Source organism: Neohoeflea coraliihabitans, from assembly GCF_019334345.1.
Classification (GTDB): Bacteria; Pseudomonadota; Alphaproteobacteria; order Rhizobiales; family Rhizobiaceae; genus Pseudohoeflea; species Pseudohoeflea coraliihabitans.
The window spans coordinates 994931-1018872 of sequence record NZ_JAHWQX010000001.1; the positions used below are offsets into that span (position 1 = coordinate 994931).

The following is a 23942-nucleotide window of genomic DNA, read 5'->3' on the forward strand; positions in this document are numbered from 1 at the left end:
CATTGCTCGTGCCGATGCGCTTCGGCGGAGTGCCGCCGGGCGAGATCCGCCGCCCGAGAGCACGGCTTCACCTGCGCGAAGGCAATCTGCCTCGCCGAAGCAGATGTCACAGGCTGGCGATCTCCGGGGTGGCCTCGGTCAACACGTCGCGAAGTTTCTCCAGCGCCCGGCTTTCAATCTGCCGGACCCGTTCCTTCGAGATGCCCAGGGATTGGCCGAGCGATTCCAGCGTTGCGCTGTCCTCCGTCAGCCGGCGTTCATTGATGATCCGCAATTCGCGCGGATTGAGCGTCTCCAGGGCCTGCACCAGCCAGACATTGCGACGTTCTTCGTCGATGATCGTCGAGACCTGTTCATCCGGCAGCGGGTCATTGCTTTCCAGAAAGTCGACGCGGTCAGCCGATGTCCCGTCATCCGTTCCGCCGATCGGCGCGTTCAAGGACGTATCGGCGCCCGACAGACGCGCATCCATCACCGCCACGTCACGCGCATGCACGCCGAGCGCATCCGCAATCTTCGAATGCAGAGCACTGTCGGTGATGCCTTGGTTGCCCTGCGTCAGGCGGGCACGCAACCGTCGCAGATTGAAGAACAGCGCTTTCTGCGCCGAGCTGGTCCCGCCGCGCACGATGGACCAGTTGCGCAGGATGAAGTCCTGTATGGATGCACGGATCCACCAGCTTGCATAGGTCGAAAACCGCACTTCGCGATCGGGATCAAACCTTGCCGCCGCTTCAAGTAGCCCTACATGTCCTTCCTGGATCAGGTCATTCATCGGCAAACCGAAATTCTTGAACTTTGCCGCCATGGAGATCACCAGACGCATGTGAGCCATGGTTATCTTGTGAAGAGCCTGCTGATCATCCCGATCGCGCCACGCCAGCGCCAGATCATGTTCCTCGCCGCGCTCAAGATATGGGGCGGTCATTGCTGCGCGAACCATCTGGCGATTGGCTGATGTCGACTTCATGGTGTCACTCTCCCGTTTGGCGGCCCTAAGCGATATCAACGGCACCCAAGCCGTAACGCATCTGCCCGGACCACGACCTCTTCAGAGAACACCGGCATGCGGAAGTTACACGTATCGGTGCAACCGCCAGTGGCAGATCTCCTAACCGCCGTGGCCTGATTCTGCAGCGCGGTTTGTTCACGAAACGCAACAGCCCCCGGGCGGGTTCCGCCTCAAGCGCATTTCTGGTGGAATAACAGCAGGAAGCGGGCCGACATGACCCCCTCGGCAAGACTGTAAGTCGAGCCGCAAAGAAAAAAGCCCGGTGCGAGCACCGGGCTTTTCAAATGCAGATGGGTTGATGCGATCAGGCAGCTTCTTCCTGCTTGCCCTCATCATCATTCGCCTTGCCGCGCTTCGGCCCCTTGGCGAGGTGGGTCTCGATCAGCCGAACGGATTCGGTCTCGGACAATTTGTTCACCGCGGCAATCTCGCGCGCCATCCGGTCCAGCGCCGCTTCATAAAGTTGACGCTCGGAATAGGATTGCTCCGGCTGATTTTCAGCCCGGAACAGATCGCGCACCACCTCAGCGATCGAGATCAGATCGCCTGAATTGATCTTCGCGTCATACTCCTGCGCCCGGCGGGACCACATTGTCCGCTTCACACGCGCCTTGCCCTGCACGACCTTCAGGGCGCGTTCAACATAATCGGTTTCGGAAAGCTTGCGCATGCCGATCGTGGAAGCTTTCGCCACCGGCACCTTCAGCCGCATCTTGTCTTTCTCGAAATCGATGACGAACAGTTCAAGCTTGTGGCCGGCCACTTCCTGCTCTTCAATCGCTACAATTTGGCCAACACCGTGGGCGGGATAAACAATCGCCTCGCCGGTCTTGAAACCCTGACGCTGAGAAGACTTTTTCTGCTGGGTCGTCATACGTGGTCAAAACTCCCTGTTAAGGTAACGAGATCGCTGTCTGCTACAGAACCGATCCCGCGCACGCATCGGTACGGCGTGCTGCTGACACACTCTTATTGCAAACGTTCCGGTAAGATGGTTGGGACACTCACAGCCGAACATGCATGCTGGCTCATGGAGCAGGCAACCGTTTTCGAGGACGTTTCCGTGTTCGTGTTTCCGCCCTGGCGGCGCCTTAAATATGTCAGTTCTTCTTACCTAACATAAATTACGGCAGAAATCAATGATTTGCTGCACCCGCACAAAAGCGGCCGGCAATAGCTTACGAAAAGGTTAACGGCAAAGTGCACTGCGATTGCAGCGGACAGGATGGACAGGCCGGCCAGCGTTGAGGCGCGTTCAGTCGCCCTCACCCGGCTCGGCTGAGAAGTATTTTTCGAATTTTCCCGCTTCGCCGTCATACTTCTCGGCATCGGCCGGAGCCTCACGCTTGATCGTGATATTCGGCCATTTGTCGGCGTATTCCGTGTTGACCTCGAGCCATTTGTCGAGACCCGGCTCCGTATCCGGCTTGATGGCCTCAGCCGGGCATTCCGGCTCGCACACGCCGCAATCAATGCACTCGTCCGGATGGATGACCAGCATGTTCTCGCCTTCGTAGAAGCAGTCCACCGGACACACCTCGACGCAATCCATATATTTGCATTTGATGCAATTGTCGGTGACGATATAGGTCATGCAATGGCTCCCGAGCCGTTCTTCTATGCGGGGGGTCAGGTACCGGCTTTAACCAGCCTTGGCAAGAACCCTGCCGCGCGCCGCGCCGACGTGCCGCACCCCGATGTCAGGCCGCACCTTGCGACCCGGCTTGACGACTTTCCAGCCAATTTCCTCTCAATTTTCCCGGTGATCGGGAAATTTCAACCGATCGGTCTGCCGACGCTGCCGTTTTGTCGGCCGGCCACTGCCGGCATCGCGCTGTCCGGACGGCATCGCCCGGTTTGCCCGATCGCTTGCCGCGATCGGCGGCGAGAGATCTTCATAGAGCGTGCGCGCTTCGCTGGCCGGACCGCGGCTGCTTCCGCAATCGAGGATCTTGAGCACCAGTACCCGTCGTTCAAGCACGATGGTCAGGACGTCACCGGCACGCACCATGAAACTCGGCTGCGACTTCTTCTCACCATTGACCCGCACACGACCCGCCTCGACCGATTTCGCAGCCAGGGTGCGCGATTTGATGATACGCGCGAAAAACAGCCACTTGTCGAGCCGCTGCCTTTCAGGCGAAGCGGCGGGAGTCGCCACCATATGTTTCCTTCGGCCCTATTTCTTCAACTGACCTTTCAAGGCCGCCAGGGCCGCGAAGGGACTGTCGGGGTCCACCGCCCGCTCCTTGCGCGGCCGGTCCGATCGAGGTTTGCCGTGATGTGGCTTGTCATCCGTGTGTTGACGCGCTTTCTCATGCCGCTGCCGGCCCTTGCCGCCGTCCTTGCCACGACCTTTGCCGCCTGTCTTGTTGCGCCGGGATTCTCCGCGACCGGCTCCTGCCGCCTCATCGCCTGCCCCGCTGCGCCCCGCCTCGTCACCGGATGACGAACGGCCGCCTCGGCCGCGTCCGCGCGCCTGATCGTTACGACCGACCGGGCGCCACAACAGCACCGGCGCTGGTGGCTCCTCCGCCTCGGCGGCAATCTGGGCGTCTCCGGAAAAGTCCTCCGGCGTGGCGGTTCCGTCCGATGCAACGGGCGCCACCGCATCGGCATTCTTCGCCGCGTCGGTCTCGCTCTGAGCTGGCTCAGGAGCACCAGAAGCTGTGGCCGCGCCATCTTCCGCAGCATCGGCGCGCTGCGGCGTCGCATCGGCATTAGCGGCGCTGTCGCCAGCCACCGGGGATTGAGCGGCGATCGTCGCGTCTGTCGCCCCCGCTTCTGAGATCGCCTCCGAGGCTGCTTCCGAACCCTTCCGCTGCGGTCGATCGGCTGCGGTCCGCGATGCCACCACCTCGACCACCGGTCCACTTTTGCCGCCAGTGTCCTGAGGATGCGCACTGTCGAGAGCGGCCAGATGCGCAGCGGCCTCCTCCACCGGCACCGGTTCGGCGCGGTAGCCGAGCCCCTTGAGAATTTCCTCGATATCTTCCTGCGTGGCGCCGAGGATCGACAGCATGCCCGTCGTGGTGATGAAACGCTTGCCGTCATAGCCCGCTTCCGGGCGCGCGCCGCTTCCGGGTGACCATTGCAGCGCTGGTCGGATCAGATCGGCAAGGCGCTCAAGAATATCGATGCGCACCGCCCGCTTGCCGAGGAAACGGAACCCCGCAAGCCGGTAAAACTGCCGGTCGATGCTCGCTTCCGTGGCAACAGAGGTGCGCCCGCTGGCCAGCAGCGGCGTCACTTCGCCATACCCCGGCTTGTCGAGACCATCGTTTGCAACCGCCCACAACAGCGTGATCATCTCTGCCGGCGCCGGTTTCAGGAGGGCCGGAACGAACACGTGGTAGGCGCCAAAACGCACGCCATACCGGCGCAGGCTGGCCCGCGCCGTCTGGTCGAGATCGCGGATCGTCTCGCTCACATCGCGCCGGAACAAGACACCGAGACTTTCGGTCAACCGGAAGGCAAGACCGCGCGCCAGCCCCTCCAGATCTTCCGCCCGTGCCAGATCATCGAGGGGTTTCAGCACCGTGTTGATCTGGTGGGTGACATACCGCTCGAGCCGCGCCAGAACCACATCGCGCGCATGACCGGTCAGTTGGTCATCCGCCAGCAGGATCAGCCGCGGGCGCAGGATGTGATCGCCGGACGCCAGTCGCGCCACCGGAGCACCGAGCCAGCGCACCGTGCCGTCGGAGGCCAGCGCGAAGTCGCTGTTGCCAGCCGCATGCAGCCGCGCCGCTCGAGCCTCGAATTCCAGGCCCAGAGCTTTCTGCGCCGCCGCGGATACCGCCTTCGCATCGGCCGCTTCGGCCGACGGATCGACCAGGAACCGGAAGCCGGCAAGTTCGCCGACATGATGACCTTCGACGAACACATCGCCGTTGACACTGATTTCTGCTTCGAGCATCGCATTCTCTCTCAAGCGCTTCATGAGCACGGATGTCCTGCGATCAACGAAGCGTTTCGTCAACCTTTCATGCAAAGCATCGGACAATCGATCTTCGATTTCGCGCGTCTTTTCGCGCCAGTGTGACGGATCGGCAAGCCAATGCGGCCGATTCGAAATGTATGTCCATGTGCGAATATTTGAAATGCGTGCCGCCAGCGTGTCGATGTCGCCCTGCGGTGAATCGCACCGCCGCACCTGTTCCGCCATGAAATCTTCCTGCACCGACCCCTTGCGAACCAGGTCGCGATAAAGAACGGCGATCAGATCCGCGTGCTGGGCCGGGGCGATGCGGCGATAATCGGGAAGCGCGCACACCTCCCAGAGGAGTTCGACTGCTTTTTCGGTGGTCGCCATCGCACGCACTTCGAAGTCGCTCGCCAGCCGTTCCAGCGCCCGCTGATCGACGGCCGGAAGCGCACGTGTCAGCCCGGCCACAGGCGGGATCTGTTCGAGACTGTCGATCAGCGCCCCCAGCGAGCTGAAATCGAGGCCGCGGGCGCGCCATTGCAGCACCTTGACCGGTGCGAAGACGTGACTTTCCAGACGATCGACCAGCTCATCCTCGAACGGCGCGACGCGCGATGTCACTCCAAATGTGCCATCGCGCATATGCCGCCCGGCACGTCCGGCCACCTGCGCGAATTCGCCGGGATTGAGCCGCCGATGCGTGTAACCGTCAAATTTGCGATCCTGCGCGAAGGCGACATGATCGACATCGAGATTGAGTCCCATGCCGATTGCATCGGTCGCCACGAGATATTCGACGTCGCCGTTCTGGTAGAGCTCGACCTGGGCATTGCGGGTGCGCGGGCTCAGCGCTCCCAGCACCACCGCAGCGCCGCCCCGTTGCCTGCGGATCAGCTCGGCAATCGCGTAAACCTCATCGGCCGAGAATGCGACGATCGCCGAACGGCGCGGCAAGCGGGTGATCTTCTTCGATCCACTGTACAGCAATTGCGACAACCGCGGCCGCTCGACCACCGTCAGCCCTGGCAGCAACGTCTCGAGCAGGCCACGCATCGAACCCGATCCGAGCAGCAGCGTCTCTTCGCGTCCGCGCAGCGACAGGATGCGGTCGGTAAACACGTGCCCGCGTTCGAGATCGCCGGCCAGTTGCACCTCGTCGACCGCCACGAATGCAACGTCGGCGTCGCGCGGCATGGCCTCGACCGTGCACACCGCATAGGGCGCATTGGGCGGCGAGATCTTTTCCTCGCCCGTGACCAGCGACACCTTGGCCGCGCCAACCTTCTCGACCATGCGCTGGTAAACTTCACGCGCCAGCAGCCGCAATGGCAACCCGATGATGCCCGAGGAGTGCGCTGCCATGCGCTCGATCGCGAAATGCGTCTTGCCGGTATTGGTCGGCCCGAGCACGGCGGTGACACCGCGCCCGGACAATATAAGCGGCGGCCTGGAAGAAGGGGGAAAAGAGGACATAAGGGTCCTGGTGTTGCGAACTGATCGGCGGATGGCTGGCGGCGCCGGCTGTCCGAGCCTTGCAGCCACCATATAGGGCGTCGCAGGGCTGAGCAAAAGGCCTGTTCAGGGCCGCCCGCAGTTCGAACTTTTCCGGTGACGTCTTAAGATTTGGAACAGGGGCGGAACGAATCGGCGACGAATCGCTGACTCGTCCAGGTTGCGGCTTTGTTCATGACTATATCTGCCCATTACGGACTGCCTGCCCCCCACATCGTGAATCTTCTGCTCAATGACACGTCCCAAACACCGGCAAATATCCCGCCAAAGGTTAATGCCCGCCCGCAGCCATTGGCTCCTCCACACGGCGGCCTTGCATCGAAATGAATTTCGTTAACCTTTCCAAATATTTGGTTAAATGTTTGCGCAGAATTGGCGGTTCTCCGTTAACACTCAGAACGAGCCCGGAACGAATCGGCGACGAATCAGCGATCTAGAAATGTTGGCCGTTTGTTCACGGCAGATCTTGTGGGTGCGTCCCGGCCCTGACACCAGAATTTCGCCCCATGCCGCTTTACAGCCGCATGCGGCGTCCCTTACCCGTTAACCTTTGAAGGTGATGCAAGCAAAAACGCCCCCTTGCGGGGGCGTTCGCTCTTAACGATTGCGATGGCTGTTCAAGCCTCGCGGGCAGCCCTGTTTTCCTGCCCGGGACTTCAAGCGAAATATTGCCCGCCATTCGCCGTCAGCGTAGCTCCGGTTATGAAGCCCGCATCTTCGGCCGCAAGAAACACGACGCATCGCGCAATTTCCGACGGCTCGCCCAGGCGGCCGACCGGGATCTGCGGAATGATGCGCTCGTTGAGCACCTTCTCGTCGATCGCCTTGACCATGTCGGTGCCGATGTAGCCGGGACAAATGGCATTGACCGTGATCCCGGCCCGCGCGCCCTCCTGCGCCAGGGCCTTGGTGAAGCCGAGGTCGCCGGCTTTCGCCGCCGAATAATTCACCTGTCCCGCCTGACCCTTCTGGCCGTTGATCGAAGAGATGTTGATGATCCGTCCGAACTTGCGTTCACGCATCCCCTTCCAGATCGGATGGGTCATGTTGTAAAGGCCCGTCAGATTGGTATTGATCACCGCGTTCCACATATCCGGCGACATCTTGTGGAACATCGCATCCCGCGTGATCCCCGCATTGTTGACGAGAACATCCACCGGCCCGATCTCTTCGGTGACTTTGGCGATCCCCGCTTCACAGGCGCCGTAGTCGGATACGTCCCACTTATAGGTGGAAATGCCGGTGGCATCGCTGAACGCTTTCGCCTTTTCATCATTGCCCGCATAGGTCGCGGCGACGCGATATCCGGCATCCCGCAACGCCAGCGAGATCGCTTCGCCGATGCCGCGCGATCCTCCGGTCACCAGTGCTACCCGTTCCATACTGCTCTCCTCATTCATGCTGCTGATTGCATCCGCGGTCTTGTCGGCCACGTTCGCACGAGTCTCATTGTCCGCGCGCCTCCTTTCGGAGGCGCGTCCCTTGTCTGCTCCGCCTCAGGGGCGCTCGACACACATGGCAACGCCCATGCCGCCGCCGATGCAAAGGGTTGCTAGCCCCTTCTTGGCATCGCGCCGCTGCATCTCGTACATCAGCGTCGTGAAGATCCGCGCGCCCGAGGCACCGATCGGATGACCGAGCGCGATCGCGCCGCCATTGACGTTCACGATATCGAGATCCCAGCCCATATCCTTGTTGACGGCACAGGCCTGCGCCGCAAACGCTTCATTCGCCTCGACCAGATCGAGGTCACTCGCCGACCAGCCGGCCTTCTCCAATGCCCGGCGCGACGCCGGAATCGGTCCCGTTCCCATGATCTGCGGATCCACCCCGGCCGTCGCCCAGGAGACGATACGGGCCAGCGGCTTGATGCCGCGCTTTTCGGCTTCTTCGGCAGACATCAGCACCACTGCGGCAGCCCCGTCATTGATGCCTGAAGCGTTGGCCGCCGTGACGCTGCCCTCCTTGTCGAAGGCAGGGCGCAATTTTTGCACGCCCTCAATCGTCACGCCGTGCTTGATGTATTCATCATCCTCAACGACCGTTTCGCTCTTGCGGCTCTTCACGGTGAACGGCGCGATCTCGTCTTTGAACCGCCCGGCTTTCTGCGCCCGCTCCGCCTTGTTCTGCGAAGCGACGGCGAAATTGTCCTGCTCGTCGCGCGACAGCTGCCACTGGCGGGCGATATTTTCCGCTGTATTGCCCATGTGATAGCCGTAGAAGGCGTCGGTCAGCCCATCCTTGATCATCGTGTCGATCATTTTCATGTCGCCCATCTTCACGCCGGAACGCAGATGCGCGCAATGCGGCGCCATCGACATCGATTCCTGACCGCCTGCCACGATGATCGATGCATCGCCCGTGGCGATCTGCTGCATGCCGATGGCGATCGTGCGCAGGCCCGAACCGCAGAGCTGATTGAGGCCCCATGCCGTCGTCTCGTCCGGGCAACCGGCCGCCATCGCCGCCTGGCGCGCCGGGTTCTGACCTTCACCGGCCGACAGCACCTGTCCCATGATCACCTCGTCGACCTCCTTGGCGTCGACGCCGGCGCGCTGCAGTGCCGCCTTTATCGCTGCGGCGCCCAGCTCATGCGCGGGAACATTGGCAAAGGCACCATTGAAGGCTCCGACTGGCGTGCGGGCCGCGCTGGCAATGACAATCTCGGAAGTTGACATGAACATTTCCTCTTTGGATTCTGATTTCCGAGACCCTGCCGCACCGCCCTGTTGCTGTCAAACAAATGCATGCAACCGGGCAAAACGTGAAGCCCCACGCGCCTCGTCGTCTCTGGCAGATCTGGCGCGCCCGCACCGGGCATTCACTGCAACGCACAAATGATTTGTCAAAAACGTCGGATTTCGCCTAAGCTCCCGCCGGGCGAAGTCGTCCGCAACGCACCTTCCGGGGTGCCGGCCAGTGGCAAACGGCTTCGAAGCGGGCCGCCGGGCATTAGGTTTCGCGACCAGGTTTGCATCGGTCGACCGCCAGCACTGAAACGGAGAGGGACCGCTGCATGGCGAAGAAAGACGGGCCGATCATCATCAAGAAATATGCCAACCGGCGGCTCTACAACACGGGCACAAGCACCTATGTGACGCTCGATGATCTCGCAGTGATGGTCAAGAAGGGGGAAGATTTCGCGGTCCAGGACGCCAAGTCAGGCGAAGATATCACCCATTCCGTACTCACCCAGATCATTTTCGAGCAGGAATCCAAGACCGGAAATACGCTGCTTCCCGTTTCCTTCCTGCGCCAGCTCATCTCCTATTACGGCGATCAGCTGCAAATGGTCGTGCCGAGCTATCTCGAGCAGTCGATGGCTGCGCTTTCGGAGCAGCAGGAACAGGTGCGCGACCAGTTGACCCGGCAGCTCGGGGAAAACCCCGTGACCCGCAACATGCAGATTCCGCTGCAGGTGATGGAGGAGACCGTACGCCGCAACACCGAGATGTTTCAGAAGGCAATGGCGATGTTCTCGCCATTTGCGATGCCGACCGGCAATGTGTCCGCCGATGGTGATTCCGAAACACCCGGCGAAGACCGCAACGCCGCTTCCAGTCCGAAAGACAAGGACCTAGAGGATCTGAAAACGCAACTGAAAGCGCTGCAGGACCGCATCGATACAATTGGACGCTGATCGCTCATTGGCAGCGCATAGCCGCCTTCCACCGGCCCACATCGGAAAAACACCTTTGACGAAATTGACGTAAAGGAAGACTGGCCTCCCGCGCCGGCGGCGCCTATCGTGCCTGCCGGCAATGCGCGCATGCCGCATGTCCTTCTTTCGTACCTTCTTGCAGGAGACCCAAGTGGCAACTCTGACGCTGACCCAAGCCAACACGATCATCTCTGCCGCCTTCAAGCACGCCGAGAAGCTCAGTCTGGCGCCCCTGACCGTGGTGGTTCTCGATCCCGGCGGTCACATGATCGCCTTGCAGCGCCAGGATGGCTCTTCGATCCTGCGCTGCGAGATTGCCACCGGCAAGGCTTTCGGCGCGCTCGCCCTCGGCCTCGGATCACGCAAGGTCAGCGCCATGGCCATTGAACGCCCGCATTTCCTCGAGGGGTTGTCCGGAGTTTCCGGTGGCCGCATTGTTCCGGTTCCAGGTGGCGTCTTGGTGCGCGACAGCGAAGGTGCGATCATTGGCGCCGTTGGCATCACCGGCGACACCTCGGACAATGACGAAGCCTGTGCCATCGCCGGCATCGAGGCCGCTGACCTGACGGCTGACGGCGGCTGAGCTTGCCTTAAAGGCCGATCGACACGTCGCGCCTGGCCGAGCGGATTGACACCGAAAATCCGGCAATGACGTCAATGAAGGCGATCACCATCAGGATGAAGAAGACATCCGTCGCCGCGTCGGCAACGAGCAGAAACTCGACCAGGAAGGCGACGAAGACCAGCATCGACAGCAAGTGATCACGCACCGATCCCGCGCCGGCACGCGTGGCTTTCAAAATTTCAAGGAACAGGATGAGCAGCGCCACAACGATCAGCAGATCACCAAGGCTCATCTCCCACACCGCACCGGATAACATCGGAACGCTGAGCAGGGTGGTACCCAGAGTGATCCCGGTTGCGCCCACGCCATCCGCGCCCATATCCGTGACCATCGGATCAGCTCCGAAAATGAACAGATCGCCGGCGAGATCGAGCAGGATCCCGTTATAGATGAGAAACGGTATGATCATCAGCGGGATGGCGGCCAGCATGCAAATCTCCGAAACGCAACAACGAGGATCACTGCGCCTCAAGCACATTCTCCACGGCTGAAAATGTGCCCCGTTGAACCCCGCCCGGCAAGAGGCAACAGGATGTGCAGATCGAATTCTGACCGGTTTCAGGCGCCCGGTCGGCGCCCCGCGCCGCAGGCTTGAATATCAGCCTGCCACGGCAACCCGAGAAGACTCAAACGCCAAAAGCCGACCCGATGGGCCGGCTTGGCAGTCGCAGACACTGAAGTCGGTCGTGCTAGGCGTTTTCTTTCGGCGTCAACACTTGCCGACCGCGATACATACCGGTCTTCAGATCGATATGATGCGGACGACGCAGTTCGCCGGAATTCTTGTCCTCGACATAGGTCGGGGCCTTCAGCGCATCGGCGGCACGCCGCATGCCACGCTTGGAAGGAGTGGTTTTCCGCTTCGGAACAGCCATGATAAGCTCCAGTTTGATCTCACTGCACACCTTGCGCGCCGCCAGTTGAGCCGGACCTGCATGTGTGATTTCAGGAATTGGCCGGGCTTATACATCGCTTCAGGCGCTTTGACCAGACTCGCCAATCGTGTTTTTGCGCGTTTATCGCCCTGCCTGGCATCAAACTTCCTCCTCCGCGACGACAGCGTCTTCGGCAAAGCCGGCCTGCTCCCATTCTTGCCAGGCGGGCAGAGCCTTCATGCGATCCATATAGGCCCGCGTCACCGCGTCGGTTTCAAAGGCGTAGACCACAAACCGATTGACCACCGGCGCAAACATGGCATCGGCAATCGAGAAACTGCCGCACAGGAACGGACCGCCGGAATCCGCCAGTGCCTTGCCCCAAAGTGTCTTAATGCGCGCGACATCACCCGCCACCTCAGCGCCGGTCTTGATAGGCGCCGGAGTGCGCCGCATGTTCATCGGGCAGGCGGCCCGCAGTGCCGAAAAGCCTGTCGCCATCTCGCACGCCATCGCCATGGCGCGGCTGCGCCACAATGGATCGGCCGGCCACAGCCCCGTTTCGGGAAGTTTTCGCGCCACATGATCGAGGATGGCCAGCGATTCAGGCAGGACAAGGTCGCCATCGGCAAGAACCGGCACCTTGCCGCTCGGCGACATCGCCCTGATCTCCGGATGGCCATGATCATGATCAAACCACAGTTGCACTTCCTCGAAGGGGATGCCCGCATGGCGCAGCCCGATCCACGGGCGAAAAGACCACGATGAATAATTCTTGTTCCCGATGTAAAGCTTCATGCTGCCTCCGCATCCGCTCGTTTGCGGCACGAAGGGTTACACAGGCAAACCGGGCGATGCCAGTTAGAACGGCTGATCTAGTCGTAAAGACATTTGATGTAGGCGCCCGATTGCCGCGCACGCGTCTCGATTGTCTGCGCCAGCCTGCGCAAACCGGAGCTGGGGCTGGCCGGGTTGCGCCGGTGCGGGTTCGGCAGGGTCACCGCCAACAGCGCGGCCTGCTGGCGGCTCAACTGCCCCGCCGAAACACCGAAATAGCTTTCCGCAGCCATCTCGATTCCGAACACTCCAGGCGCCCATTCGGCGCTGTTGAGATAAAGCTCCATCATCCGCTTCTTCGACCACACCGCGTCCGCAAACAGGGCCAGCGGGATTTCCAGCGCTTTGCGGATGACTGAACGGTGCGATGTCAGGAACAGGTTCTTCACGGTCTGCATCGGGATCGTGCTCGCCCCCCGCGTTGCCTCGCCTTCGAGTGCTTCGTCGAGGACAAGGTTCAGCGCCGGCCAGTCAATGCCATTATGCGCGCAATACCGGCCGTCTTCTGACATCAGAACCGACTGCACAGCCACGGGGGCAATGGCCTCGAACTCCACCCAGCGCCGCTCATAGGTACGCCCGGCCAGGCGCTCGGCAAGCATCAGCGTGCTGACCGGATGCACCGAGGCGGGAAGATAGGCGAGCACCAGGAGATACGGCAGCAGCAGCAAGACCACTACAATCGTCAGGATCCAGACCAGGAGACGCGAGATGCCGCTGCGCCGTTTCCTACCCCTCGCTTTGTCACCACGCGCCACTGCCTGCTCCACGCCGCCCCGCCCCTTCTTTCCTGTTCAATAGGGCGAGTGTCCCGCCTTGCCAAGGCCAGTCCGGTCAATGCGGCAGCGCCGCGCGTCGGTTTCAGGGGGCCACACCCTTCGCAAGGTGGATGTGACACGTCGCCTGTACAGGAAAAGATTGATGCGCGCCATGCCGCATGGCATGACGGCGCCATGACACCCCCCGCCACCCCTTCCGCATTTGCCGCGCGACTTGCTGCTGACGCAGGCAGCATAGTCGCCTTCCTCGATGCCGAACTGGCGCGGGATGATGGTATCCGCCGCCACTGGCCGGCCCCCTTGCGGTCCGCCATGCGTCACGGCGTCCTGAATGGTGGCAAACGGTTGCGCCCGTTCCTGCTGATGGAAACAGCCCGTCTGCTCGGCGGCGATGAGAACGCCGCATTGCATGTCGCCGCCGCGCTCGAATGCGTTCATTGCTACTCGCTGATACATGATGACCTGCCGGCAATGGACGATGATGCGCTGCGGCGCGGTCAGCCGACCGTGCATGTGGCTTTTGACGAAGCAACCGCCATTCTGGCCGGTGACGCGCTATTGACCCTTGCTTTCGAACTGATCTGTCGCCCCGGCCTTGCCCTGGCACCGGCCGCGCAGGTGACATTGGTCACTCTCTTGTCGGAAGCGTCCGGCGCCGCGGGCATGGTGGGCGGACAGTCGCTTGACCTGGCGGCGGAAACAGGTCGGCTCAATGAGACAGACGTTGCTCGAATGCAGGCCATGAAGACGGGTGCATTGTTGCGCTTCGCCTGTGAAGCGGGCGCAGTGGTGGCCGGTGCCGGCCCGGCTGAGCGCCGCCGTTTCGTTGCCTTCGGCGAACGCATCGGCCTGGCGTTCCAGCTGGCCGACGACTTGCTCGACGTGACTGCCGACAGCGCCGTGGTCGGCAAGGCGACGGGCAAGGATGCGGAACGCCGCAAGGCCACCTTCGTCGCACTCAACGGCATTGATCACGCTCGCCGGCGCTGCGCGGAACTGATCGATGAAGCTGCAGCAGAACTGGCGGAGTTCGGAGCATCTGCCGACATTCTGAAGGAAGCAGCGGCATTTATCGCCCGTCGCGACCGTTAGTATCACTGCCGATGCTTCATTCCCTGCTTTTTTATGGCCTAGGGGATTGTTAAGGACGTTCTCGGATAATGCCGTGAGTTGATCACTGCCATGTATTGAGTCCGATGATTTTCCGAGCACGGCTGAGAACCCGACACTATCTCAAGATTTACCGCGCCGCCTATATCGTCGCGTTGACGGCAATCGCTGTTCTCTGTGCCATCTCCTATTACACACAGCACATGCGGAACGACGAATTGCAGCTTGTCGGCGTGTTCTCGCGTCAGGTCGCAAAGGTCGACGCCGCGATGCGGCACATCGCCGACCAGACTGACCGGTTGACCGAGTCGCTTGCCGCTTATTCGGATGTAGTCGACCACACGACGATGGGCATGACTCTGGCCGAGAGAAATGCCTATCGCGAGCAAAGAGAGATTGATTCCGAGATTATCTCGCCGCTCAACGGGCTGCGTTTCCGCCAGGACCAGGTGCGTGATGAACTTGCCGTGTTAGAAGAGCTGTGGACCGAGTTGCCAGAGGAATTGCGCCAGGAGACCGCTCGGACCTCGCGCTACATGGCTTCCAGCGAACCTTTCGCCAATCATGGCCTTCTCGTCGAGCAGACAAGCAACAAGAGCCTGAAAACCAAAGCTGACCTCTACTGGCGGGCCCGCAAGCTCGGCGGCTTGTACGAGAACGTCATTGAACCGACCAACATCCACATTCAGAACTCCATTCGCCACTACCTCTCTGCCCTGTCGAAAACCACCGGACTGATGCTGGAACAGTTTCTGCTGACCATTCTGGGGGCGCTCGTTGTTCTTGGCCTCGGTGTCTTCCTGCCGATCGATATCGTTGTCCACCGCATGGTGGCGCGTCTGAAGCGCAAATCGCGGGAAGCCGATGAGGCACTGGTCAAGGCGCGTGCCGCCGACCGCGCCAAGTCCGAGTTCCTGGCAACCATGAGCCACGAGATCCGCACCCCGATGAACGGCGTGCTCGGCATGGCCGAACTTCTCACCCGCACGGATCTCGACACCCGGCAGCGCACCTTTGCAGAGGTCATCGTTCGTTCCGGAAACGCTCTTCTCGAGATCATCAACGACGTCCTCGATTATTCGAAGATCGAGGCCGACCGTCTTGTTCTCGAAAATCGCCCTTTCGATCTCGCCGAAATGCTCGAGGATGTCGCCATGCTGATGTCCGCCCGCGCGGCGGAGAAAGACATCGAGCTGGCGGTGCGGCTGCATCCGGGCATCCCCGAGCAACTCTCCGGTGACCCGGCGCGCCTGCGGCAGGTGATCATCAATCTCGTCGGCAATGCCGTCAAATTCACCGAGGTCGGAACCGTTACCATAGAAGCGGGCTGCGTCCCCGTTGCATCGACGCCCCACGATGGCGCACAGCAAAGATACCGCGTCGATGTTGCGGTCACCGACACCGGAATCGGCATCCCCGAAGACATGGTCCCCCGCATTTTCGAACGCTTTAGCCAGGCCGACAGCTCGTCAACGCGCAAGCACGAGGGCACCGGTCTCGGGCTCGCCATCGCCTCTCGTCTCGTTGGCCTGATGGGCGGAGCCATCGAGGTTGACAGCGTGCCTGGCGAAGGATCACGCTTCCACTTCGAGATTCAGCTGGAGGGGGCCTGCGCCGGCTCTGCGGAAAACCCGCAACCCGGCGAAACGCCGGCGCGTGTACTCATCGTTGACGCCAGCGCAGCCGGACGGAAAGCGGTCACAGAACAGGTTCGCAGCTGCGGCATGGATTGCGTTGCCGTCGAAAGCGGCGATATGGCTATTGATCTGCTTGGACATGCTGCCCAATCCATGGGGATCGACGTCGATCTGATCATCATCGACGATCAGTTCCCGGAAATAGATGCAGCCGAGATAGCCAGTCGCATTCACGCCGATGAAACCATCGCCACCACGCCGATACTCTTGCTGACATCGGCTGATCGGACCGGCAATGCGTCTGCGGCGCCCGAGCTGTTCGCAACTGTCTTGCACAAGCCGCTGCCCCTGGAGAAACTGCGATCCGCTGTCGAGGCAACCATCCGTGAAGCCCGCCGATGCCGGACCGTGACTGTCACGGCCTCCCTCGCCGCACGTCCCGTACAGCCGCCAGGCGCCGCATCCGCAACGGGTCCAACCGGTGCGAAAAACCCGGCGTCAGTTGATACAGCACAGGAGGTCTCAAAGCCTGGTTTCGGAGAAACGCCTGCTCCGGCGGGTCAGCCCGCGCCGTCGTCGCGTGCCGAAGCGGAAGGCCACACCAGCGCGCCGCTGCTTGTCGCTGAGGACAATCCGGTCAACCAGATCGTCTTTTCCCAATCTCTGGAAGAGCTCGGTTTGCCCTACAGGCTCGTGGAGAATGGCGTCCAGGCCGTGCAATACTGGCGGGAACACCACCCGCACCTGCTGCTTCTCGATCTCGGCATGCCCGGCCTTGACGGGCATGCTGCGGTCGCCGAAATCCGCCGCTGCGAAAAGGCTGAAAACCGTCCGGCATCGGTCATCATCGCTGTCTCGGCGCATCGCGAAGGCATCGAGCTTGATGACCTCGTGGCTGCCGGCTTTGACGCCTGGCTGACGAAACCGATTTCGGTCGATCGCCTGGCGACCAAATTACGCCCGTTCCTGCCAGACCAACTCGCATTGTCCAATACCGCGTGACGCGCTGCGCGCCGCGCGTCGGCCCATCGGCCGGTTCAGGCGCGAAAGGCCCGCAGGCTCATGATCCGGCTTCGCCTGTCGGCGGCACCGCGCTCTTACCGCCGAAACGCTGCTCGATGTAATCGGCGACCATATCCTGGAAATCGGCAGCTATATTCGTCCCCCGTAAAGTGGCGACCTTGCGTCCATCCACGAAGACCGGCGCCGCCGGGCTTTCACCCGTGCCCGGCAATGAAATGCCGATGTCGGCATGTTTGGATTCGCCCGGGCCGTTGACAATACAGCCCATCACCGCGACCTGCAGACCTTCCACGCCGGGATATTTGTCCCGCCATACCGGCATATTGCGGCGCAGGTCATCCTCAATCGTGCGAGCCAGCTCCTGAAACACGGTGGAGGTCGTGCGTCCGCAGCCGGGGCAGGCGGCGACCACCGGCACGAACTGGCGGAACCCGATCACCTGCAACAGCTCCTGCGCCACGATGACTTCCTTGGTCCGATCGCCGCCGGGCTCGGGGGTGAGTGAAATGCGTATGGTGTCGCCAACCCCCTCCTGCAGGATGATCGACAGGGCTGCCGAGGAGGCGACAATTCCCTTCGATCCCATCCCGGCCTCGGTCAAACCCAGATGCAGGGCATGATCCGATCGCCGCGCCAGCTCGAGATAAACGGCAATCAGGTCCTGCACCTGGCTGACCTTCGCCGACAGGATGATGCGATCGCGACCAAGTCCGGTCTGCTCCGCAAGCTCCGCCGACAGCAGCGCCGACTGGATGATCGCCTCGCGCGTGACCTCGCGGGCCGCAAGCGGCGAGCCCTTGGCCTGATTGTCATCCATCAGGCGGGTCAGCAGTGCCTGGTCGAGCGACCCCCAATTGACCCCGATCCGCACCGGCTTGTCATAACGGATCGCCGTCTCGATGATGGCAATGAACTGCCGATCCTTCTTGTCCTTGAACCCGACATTTCCAGGATTGATCCGATATTTGGCCAAGGCCTCGGCACAGGCCGGATGGTCGGCCAGGAGCTTGTGGCCGATATAGTGGAAATCGCCGACCAGCGGCACCTCAAGTCCCAGCCGTTCCAGCCGCTCGCGAATGCGCGGCACGGCCGCGGCACTCTCATCCCGGTCGACAGTGATGCGGACGATTTCAGAACCGGACCGCGCCAGGGCTGCAACCTGCGCGACCGTCGCATCGACGTCGGCCGTGTCGGTATTGGTCATCGACTGCACGACAACCGGCGCGCCGCCGCCGACCAGGACTCCGCCGACATCGACGGCGACGCTGGCGCGGCGCGGCTGGGGACCTGCGGCATGTGTCATGCGAGCCTCATTACTTCCGTTGGCAATGGCGATCGCCATCGATGTCGGGGCCTATCCGACCGGCTGAACTTAGAAACGTGATGGCTGGGTCGCCTCTGCCGCCGCGTTTGTCAAGTTGCGAGCAATGGCCGTCATCCATGACAATCCAGTGACACATTGCCGCCAGCGAAGTCTCTGCGGTCACGATGAGACGGAATTCAGATCGCCACGGCCTGCTCGGTTAGATGCGCCCCTCATGCGTCTCAAGTTTCAGCGGCAGCGATGCGCCGACGGCCGCGCGTCGCGACCGCTCGCATGCAGATATAGAAATTGCACCCGCTGAGAAACAGGCCCCGCGTCAAATTGGTCGCAATCAAACTGGAAGACAGTCGAGAAATTCGAGAAAAACGGCCCGAACGCGCTTTCTCTCGCCATTAAACCAGCACATTCTGGAAAGTTTGTGGCGACGATGTGGAACCGCTCCGGCAGGCGATACGTTGTGCGGTTGCTACAACCGGAAAGGAAAACTCACATGACTGTCGGTACAATCCTGCTCATCATCCTCATTCTGCTGCTTATCGGTGCCATTCCGACGCGCGGTCGCTTCGGTAACGGACCGATTGGCATCATCGGTGTGATCCTGGTCATCGTCATCATTCTGATGCTGCTCGGCCAAATCTGACGCCAGAAAGCACCTGTTGAAATGGGGCTGGAGAACACGCAGTTCTCCAGCCCCATTTTCATGTCCGCGACGGTGTCGGCCTAGCTCTCCGCGGCCTGATAGGACAACAGCAGATCCTTGGCATCGATCTGATCGCCGGCCTTCACCAGGACCTCGGCCAATGTTCCGTCTCTTTCGGCGTGGATCGCGGTCTCCATCTTCATTGCCTCGATGGACAACAGCACATCGCCAGCCTTGACCTGCTGGCCCGCCGATACTGCCACCGTCGACACCACTCCCGGCATCGGCGCGCCGAGATGCAGATCGTTGCCTGCTTCGGCCTTCCGCCGGGCCGCCGCGGCCGATGCGCCATGCACGCGGTCAGGAACCTTGACCCGGCGCGGTTGGCCGTTCAGTTCGAAGAAGACCGTCACCATTCCCTTGCTGTCGGTTTCACCGATGGCGAGATTGCGCACCACCAGCGTTTTTCCCTGTTCGATCTCGACAAACAGTTCTTCACCGACATCGAGACCATAGAAGTAAGCGGGCGTCGGCAATGTCGACACAGGGCCGTAGGTCTCGGCGGCCAGGGCATAATCGGTGAAGACTTTCGGGTACATCAGATAGGACGCGAACTCATAGTCGTTGACCGGACGCTCGATCTTTGACTCGATCGTCTGCCGGGCCGCATCGAGATCGGCATCCTCGAGCAGTGACCCGGGACGCACCTCGTAGGCCTCGCCGTTTTTCAAGACCTTTTTCTGCAGTCCCTGCGGCCAGCCGGAAGGCGGCTGACCGAGATCCCCCCGCAACATTGAAACGACCGATTCGGGGAAGGAAACATCCTTGTTGGGATCCTCGACATCGGCGACCGTCAGATCCTGGCTGACCATCATCAGCGCCATGTCTCCGACCACTTTCGATGACGGCGTGACCTTGACGATATCGCCGAACATCTGGTTGGCGTCTGCATAGGCCTGCGCGACCTCGTGCCAGCGTGTTTCCAGCCCCAGTGAACGCGCCTGTTCCTTCAGATTGGTAAACTGCCCGCCGGGCATCTCATGCAGATAGACTTCCGAGGCGGGTCCCTTCAGGTCGCTCTCGAAGGCCGCATATTGATGGCGCACGGCCTCCCAGTAAAAGGAGATCCGGCGTATCCACTCGGGATCAAGTTCGGGGTCACGCTCGTGTCCCGAAAGCGCTTCGACAATCGATCCGAGACAGGGCTGCGAGGTATTGCCCGACAATGCGTCCATGGCCGCATCGACGGCATCCACTCCGGATTCAACAGCGGCAAGCACGGTCGCGGCTGAAATTCCCGACGTGTCATGGGTGTGGAAATGGATCGGCAGGTCGGTCGCCTCACGCAACGCTGAGAACAATTGCCGCGCGGCCGCCGGCTTGAGCAGGCCGGCCATGTCCTTGAGCGCGATGATATGCGCGCCGGCCCGTTCCAGCTCCTCGGCCAGCGCCACGTAATATTTGAGATCATATTTCGGACGCGCCGAATTGAGGATATCGCCGGTGTAGCAGATCGCTGCCTCGCAAAGCTTGTTCTCGGCGCAAACGGCATCCATCGACACCCGCATGTTTTCCACCCAGTTCAGGCAGTCGAAGACGCGAAACAGATCGATGCCGCCGGCCGCTGCCTGGCGGACGAAGTACTTCACGACATTGTCGGGATAGTTGGTGTAGCCGACACCATTGGCGCCGCGCAGCAGCATTTGTAACAGAAGGTTTGGCGCATTCCGCCGGATCTTGTCGAGCCGCTCCCACGGGTCCTCGGTCAGAAAACGCATCGACACATCGAAGGTCGCGCCGCCCCAGCATTCCAGCGACAAAAGCTGCGGCAATGCGCGTGCATAGGTGCCGGCAATGCGGGCAATGTCATCGGTACGCATGCGCGTCGCCAGCAAGGATTGATGGCCATCTCGCATCGTCGTGTCGGTGAGCAGCACGCGCTTTTCAGCGCGCATCCAGGCCGCAAATTCCTGCGGGCCGAGTGCGTCGAGGCGCTGCTTGCTGCCGTCGGGTATCGCCATATCGATGTGCGGCACGGTCGGGGCCGCCGCCTCGGCGCTCGGGCGCGGCCGGTCGCGCGTCTCCGGGTGGCCATTGACCGTCACATCGGCGAGATATGTCAGCAGTTTGGTCGCCCGGTCCTTGCGCTTGACCTGCGTGAACAATTCCGGCGTGTTGTCGATGAAGCGTGTCGTATAGCTGTTGTCGCGAAATTGCGGATGCGCGATGATCGCTTCGAGAAATGTCAGATTGGTCGCGACGCCGCGGATGCGGAATTCGCGGAGCGCCCGGTCCATCCTGCGGATCGTCTCTTCCGCGCTCGGCGCCCATGCGGTGACCTTCTCGAGCAGCGGATCATAATAGCGTGTAATCACCGCGCCGGAATAGGCGGTGCCGCCATCGAGCCGGATACCGAAGCCGGTAGCGCCGCGATAGGCGGTGATGCGGCCATAGTCGGGGATGAAATTCTGCTCGGGATCTTCCGTGGTGATCCGGCATTGCAAGGCATGACCATTCAGCCGGATGTCGGGCTGAGCCGGGACGCCTGACGCTGCTGTGCCGATCGCATGGCCTTCGAGAATGCGGATCTGCGCCTTGACGATGTCGATCCCCGTCACCTCCTCGGTGACGGTATGCTCGACCTGGATGCGCGGATTGACCTCAATGAAATAGAACCGGCCAGTGTCGACATCCATTAGAAATTCGACGGTGCCGGCCCCTACATAATTCGTCGCCTCGGCGATCTTCAGCGCATAGGAACTCAGTTCTTCGCGCTGCTCCGCCACGAGATACGGAGCCGGCGCGCGCTCGACCACCTTCTGGTTGCGCCGCTGGATCGAGCAATCGCGCTCAAACAGATGCACGGCATTGCCGTGCGTGTCGCCAAGCACCTGCACCTCCACGTGCCGGGCCCGCTCGATCAGCTTCTCGAGATAAACCTCATCCTTGCCGAAGGCTGCTTTCGCTTCGCGTTTGGCTTCCGTGACCTCGCGCTCGAGATCATCCGCCGAACGGATCGCCCGCATGCCGCGGCCGCCGCCGCCCCACGACGCTTTCAGCATGACCGGATAGCCGATCTCTTCAGCCAGGCGCGCCACTTCCGTCATGTCGGCGGGAAGCGGCTCGGTCGCCGGCACCACCGGGACGTCGATTTCCACCGCCAGGTTGCGAGCCGCCACCTTGTTGCCGAGCCGCCGCATCGTTTCGGGCTTCGGACCGATGAAAATGATGCCGTTTTCCGCGCAGGCGTCGGCGAATTCGGGACTTTCCGACAGCAAACCGTAACCCGGATGGATCGCATCGGCACCGGAAAGCTTGGCAACGCGGATCACTTCCTCGATCGACAGATAGCTCTCGATCGGCCCCAGATCACGCTCGAGATGCGGCCCGCGTCCGACCTGATAGCTTTCATCGGCCTTGAAGCGGTGCAGAGCGAGTTTGTCCTCCTCCGCCCAGATCGCGACGGTTTTGATGCCCATCTCGTTGGCGGCGCGGAACACGCGTATGGCGATTTCAGATCGGTTGGCAACGAGAATTTTGGCAATCGGCACGGAGGTCTCCCGGGTGGACTAAGAGGCTGACGACAAGATCGCGTTTGGCAATCCCAGCGCTTTTATCGTCCCTCTTGTTGCGGCGCAACCAAACACAGGCGGACCCGGCACCGCCAGCCATGAACAGAAGCCGGCAGCCCGAGGTTGCGGTTCCGTGGCCGCTTGAAAAGAGCAGCCTGCCCCTGCATCTTCGGCGCCTGTAGCCGCACAGTGTAAGCCTAGGAAATCAGTCCTCGCCGAAACGCCAGGGCGACGGCATGATGACGGTTTTTGGCAGCAAGTTTTGCCTGAATGCCGTTCATGTACCAGTCGACCGTATGCGCCGACAGACCAAGCGTCGAGCCCATCTGTCCCGATGTCAGACCTTCGGCGAGGAGATGCAGCGTCTCCAGTTCCCGCTTCGTCATGGCAACGCCGCTGTCCGACAATTCAGCCACGGGGGTCGCAATACCGGCCCCCTCGGCAATGGCCCAGAACGCCCGCTTCGCCACGGCCTCGAACAATTGCACCTCCGAGGCGGACAGCGTCACCGGTTGCCCTCCGACGCTCAGCATGCCCGCCAGCCCCTGGCGACCATGCACCGGAAACACATAGCCAGCCTCCAGGCCGAACTTCTTGGCATGCTTGAACATGCGTGCGATCCGTTTGCCATGACAATCATCGCGAAACGCATCGGCCGCCTCGCTCCAACTGAAACCGCGCTGGCAGTAACCAAGATAGCGGATCATCGGATCGATGGCGGCATATTTGCGCTGCACATAGGCTTCGGGCCAGCCCGCCGGCCAGCGGCCGCAAAGGACAAGATCCTGCGAGCCGCTGTGCATCAGCGGTTGCCGGGTCAGCGTAAAATAGTCAAATCCCACTTCATCAATAACGCCCTCAAGCGCAACAATAATATCCGCTGAACTCAAATCGGAAAAATCGAGTTCGAGAAATCGCAACAGCCCCGCTTTGTTCATTTTCGACTTTCACCATCCTTGTTGGGGGATAAGGCGAGGTCCGTCTCGCGAAATATCCCCAGCCCCGATACCGGTGGTCAGTCCTGCCACCTCTTTCCAATTCTCTTGGCTCACATATCCGGGCAGTTCACCGCAGTGCACTGCCCGTTCAACCTCAAGTTTCGGACCGGAACGCCATGCCCGACCGAACGATTCTCCTCCTCGCGCATCAGCTGCGCAACGAGACGAATCGTCCCATTACAATCACCCCCATAAAAGATGGGGTCAATCTGCAATTCGCAAGTAAAATTGCGTCTCGCAACTTTACACTCGCGGAACGCGGCAAGTGTTGAGCAGCACTTTCCCGGCCATCCCCTATAGGAAGGGGGAGGAATGGGTAGTTTTATTTCTTATTTCCTTGCAATTCCGTCATAAAATGTCCTGCCGAAGTGATCATATTTTCTTGGTGACAACCGGCGCAGCCCAATGC

19 protein-coding genes are annotated in these 23942 nt (G+C 61.2%); 5 read left to right on the plus strand and 14 right to left on the minus strand.

What is annotated here, in order from left to right; translation table 11 throughout:
• Positions 1-106: 106 nt before the first annotated feature.
• From KY465_RS04735 to KY465_RS04765, 7 genes are all read right to left on the minus strand, one after another.
• Positions 107-970, minus strand: a complete 864-nt coding sequence (locus tag KY465_RS04735) for an RNA polymerase factor sigma-32 (protein WP_219200323.1) — start codon at positions 968-970, stop codon at positions 107-109.
• A gap of 346 nt (positions 971-1316) precedes the next feature.
• Positions 1317-1886 carry a CarD family transcriptional regulator gene (locus KY465_RS04740; protein ID WP_219200324.1) on the minus strand — a complete coding sequence of 190 codons (570 nt, stop codon included), beginning with the start codon at positions 1884-1886 and terminating at the stop codon, positions 1317-1319.
• Positions 1887-2267: 381 nt separating this feature from the next.
• On the minus strand, positions 2268-2606 hold the full coding sequence (fdxA, locus tag KY465_RS04745) for a ferredoxin FdxA (RefSeq protein ID WP_219200326.1): 339 nt from the start codon (positions 2604-2606) through the stop codon (positions 2268-2270).
• Between the two features lie 156 nt (positions 2607-2762).
• Positions 2763-3173, minus strand: coding sequence for an RNA-binding S4 domain-containing protein (locus tag KY465_RS04750; RefSeq protein WP_346432590.1), 411 nt, complete (start codon positions 3171-3173; stop codon positions 2763-2765).
• An 18-nt stretch (positions 3174-3191) separates the two neighbouring features.
• Positions 3192-6413, minus strand: a complete 3222-nt coding sequence (locus KY465_RS04755; RefSeq protein WP_219200330.1) for a helicase-related protein — start codon at positions 6411-6413, stop codon at positions 3192-3194.
• Positions 6414-7108: 695 nt separating this feature from the next.
• Positions 7109-7834, minus strand: a complete 726-nt coding sequence (gene phbB, locus KY465_RS04760; protein ID WP_219200332.1) for an acetoacetyl-CoA reductase — start codon at positions 7832-7834, stop codon at positions 7109-7111.
• A 114-nt stretch (positions 7835-7948) separates the two neighbouring features.
• A complete protein-coding gene (locus tag KY465_RS04765; RefSeq protein WP_219200334.1) occupies positions 7949-9130 on the minus strand; it encodes an acetyl-CoA C-acetyltransferase in 1182 nt (393 codons plus the stop codon).
• 338 nt (positions 9131-9468) lie between these two features.
• Between KY465_RS04765 and phaR the strand changes: the two genes are divergently transcribed.
• Positions 9469-10092, plus strand: a complete 624-nt coding sequence (gene phaR, locus KY465_RS04770) for a polyhydroxyalkanoate synthesis repressor PhaR (protein ID WP_219200336.1) — start codon at positions 9469-9471, stop codon at positions 10090-10092.
• Between the two features lie 172 nt (positions 10093-10264).
• Positions 10265-10696 (plus strand): GlcG/HbpS family heme-binding protein, encoded by a 432-nt coding sequence (locus KY465_RS04775; protein ID WP_219200338.1) that lies wholly within the window; start codon positions 10265-10267, stop codon positions 10694-10696.
• Positions 10697-10703: 7 nt separating this feature from the next.
• On the opposite strand, the gene KY465_RS04780 is transcribed toward KY465_RS04775, so the two are convergent.
• The 4 genes from KY465_RS04780 to KY465_RS04795 form a co-directional block, all read right to left on the minus strand.
• The gene (locus tag KY465_RS04780) at positions 10704-11168 is read right to left on the minus strand and encodes a hypothetical protein (RefSeq protein ID WP_219200339.1); all 465 of its coding nucleotides are present in this window, start codon (positions 11166-11168) and stop codon (positions 10704-10706) included.
• A 259-nt stretch (positions 11169-11427) separates the two neighbouring features.
• Positions 11428-11613 carry a 50S ribosomal protein L32 gene (gene rpmF, locus KY465_RS04785; RefSeq protein WP_133282438.1) on the minus strand — a complete coding sequence of 62 codons (186 nt, stop codon included), beginning with the start codon at positions 11611-11613 and terminating at the stop codon, positions 11428-11430.
• Positions 11614-11772: 159 nt separating this feature from the next.
• A complete protein-coding gene (locus KY465_RS04790) occupies positions 11773-12411 on the minus strand; it encodes a glutathione S-transferase family protein (RefSeq protein ID WP_219200341.1) in 639 nt (212 codons plus the stop codon).
• A 77-nt stretch (positions 12412-12488) separates the two neighbouring features.
• The gene (locus tag KY465_RS04795; RefSeq protein WP_428982924.1) at positions 12489-13208 is read right to left on the minus strand and encodes a biosynthetic peptidoglycan transglycosylase; all 720 of its coding nucleotides are present in this window, start codon (positions 13206-13208) and stop codon (positions 12489-12491) included.
• A 195-nt stretch (positions 13209-13403) separates the two neighbouring features.
• On the opposite strand from KY465_RS04795, the gene KY465_RS04800 reads away from it, so the two are divergent.
• On the plus strand, positions 13404-14321 hold the full coding sequence (locus tag KY465_RS04800; RefSeq protein ID WP_219200342.1) for a polyprenyl synthetase family protein: 918 nt from the start codon (positions 13404-13406) through the stop codon (positions 14319-14321).
• Between the two features lie 104 nt (positions 14322-14425).
• On the plus strand, positions 14426-16978 hold the full coding sequence (locus tag KY465_RS04805) for a hybrid sensor histidine kinase/response regulator (protein ID WP_219200343.1): 2553 nt from the start codon (positions 14426-14428) through the stop codon (positions 16976-16978).
• 58 nt (positions 16979-17036) lie between these two features.
• On the opposite strand, the gene ispG is transcribed toward KY465_RS04805, so the two are convergent.
• Entirely contained in the window at positions 17037-18302 is a 1266-nt protein-coding gene (gene ispG / locus KY465_RS04810; protein ID WP_219200344.1) for a flavodoxin-dependent (E)-4-hydroxy-3-methylbut-2-enyl-diphosphate synthase, read from the minus strand.
• Positions 18303-18813: 511 nt separating this feature from the next.
• On the opposite strand from ispG, the gene KY465_RS04815 reads away from it, so the two are divergent.
• Positions 18814-18963, plus strand: a complete 150-nt coding sequence (locus KY465_RS04815) for a DUF3309 family protein (RefSeq protein ID WP_219200345.1) — start codon at positions 18814-18816, stop codon at positions 18961-18963.
• An 80-nt stretch (positions 18964-19043) separates the two neighbouring features.
• On the opposite strand, the gene pyc is transcribed toward KY465_RS04815, so the two are convergent.
• Entirely contained in the window at positions 19044-22514 is a 3471-nt protein-coding gene (pyc, locus tag KY465_RS04820) for a pyruvate carboxylase (RefSeq protein WP_219200346.1), read from the minus strand.
• A 218-nt stretch (positions 22515-22732) separates the two neighbouring features.
• The gene (locus tag KY465_RS04825) at positions 22733-23473 is read right to left on the minus strand and encodes a helix-turn-helix transcriptional regulator (RefSeq protein ID WP_219200347.1); all 741 of its coding nucleotides are present in this window, start codon (positions 23471-23473) and stop codon (positions 22733-22735) included.
• Positions 23474-23942 lie beyond the last annotated feature (469 nt).

Bases quoted from the DNA above. Each gene is read 5' to 3' on its own strand.
- KY465_RS04780 (WP_219200339.1), bottom strand. From the start codon at position 11,168: ATGCTGGCCGCCATCCCGCTGATGATCATACCGTTTCTCATCTATAAC.
- fdxA (WP_219200326.1), bottom strand. From the start codon at position 2,606: ATGACCTATATCGTCACCGACAATTGCATCAAATGCAAATATATGGAT.
- KY465_RS04815 (WP_219200345.1), top strand. From the start codon at position 18,814: ATGACTGTCGGTACAATCCTGCTCATCATCCTCATTCTGCTGCTTATC.
- KY465_RS04825 (WP_219200347.1), bottom strand. From the start codon at position 23,473: ATGAACAAAGCGGGGCTGTTGCGATTTCTCGAACTCGATTTTTCCGAT.
- KY465_RS04755 (WP_219200330.1), bottom strand. From the start codon at position 6,413: ATGTCCTCTTTTCCCCCTTCTTCCAGGCCGCCGCTTATATTGTCCGGG.
- ispG (WP_219200344.1), bottom strand. From the start codon at position 18,302: ATGACACATGCCGCAGGTCCCCAGCCGCGCCGCGCCAGCGTCGCCGTC.
- KY465_RS04800 (WP_219200342.1), top strand. From the start codon at position 13,404: ATGACACCCCCCGCCACCCCTTCCGCATTTGCCGCGCGACTTGCTGCT.
- KY465_RS04805 (WP_219200343.1), top strand. From the start codon at position 14,426: ATGATTTTCCGAGCACGGCTGAGAACCCGACACTATCTCAAGATTTAC.
- KY465_RS04790 (WP_219200341.1), bottom strand. From the start codon at position 12,411: ATGAAGCTTTACATCGGGAACAAGAATTATTCATCGTGGTCTTTTCGC.
- KY465_RS04735 (WP_219200323.1), bottom strand. From the start codon at position 970: ATGAAGTCGACATCAGCCAATCGCCAGATGGTTCGCGCAGCAATGACC.
- rpmF (WP_133282438.1), bottom strand. From the start codon at position 11,613: ATGGCTGTTCCGAAGCGGAAAACCACTCCTTCCAAGCGTGGCATGCGG.
- KY465_RS04765 (WP_219200334.1), bottom strand. From the start codon at position 9,130: ATGTCAACTTCCGAGATTGTCATTGCCAGCGCGGCCCGCACGCCAGTC.
- phbB (WP_219200332.1), bottom strand. From the start codon at position 7,834: ATGGAACGGGTAGCACTGGTGACCGGAGGATCGCGCGGCATCGGCGAA.
- KY465_RS04740 (WP_219200324.1), bottom strand. From the start codon at position 1,886: ATGACGACCCAGCAGAAAAAGTCTTCTCAGCGTCAGGGTTTCAAGACC.
- phaR (WP_219200336.1), top strand. From the start codon at position 9,469: ATGGCGAAGAAAGACGGGCCGATCATCATCAAGAAATATGCCAACCGG.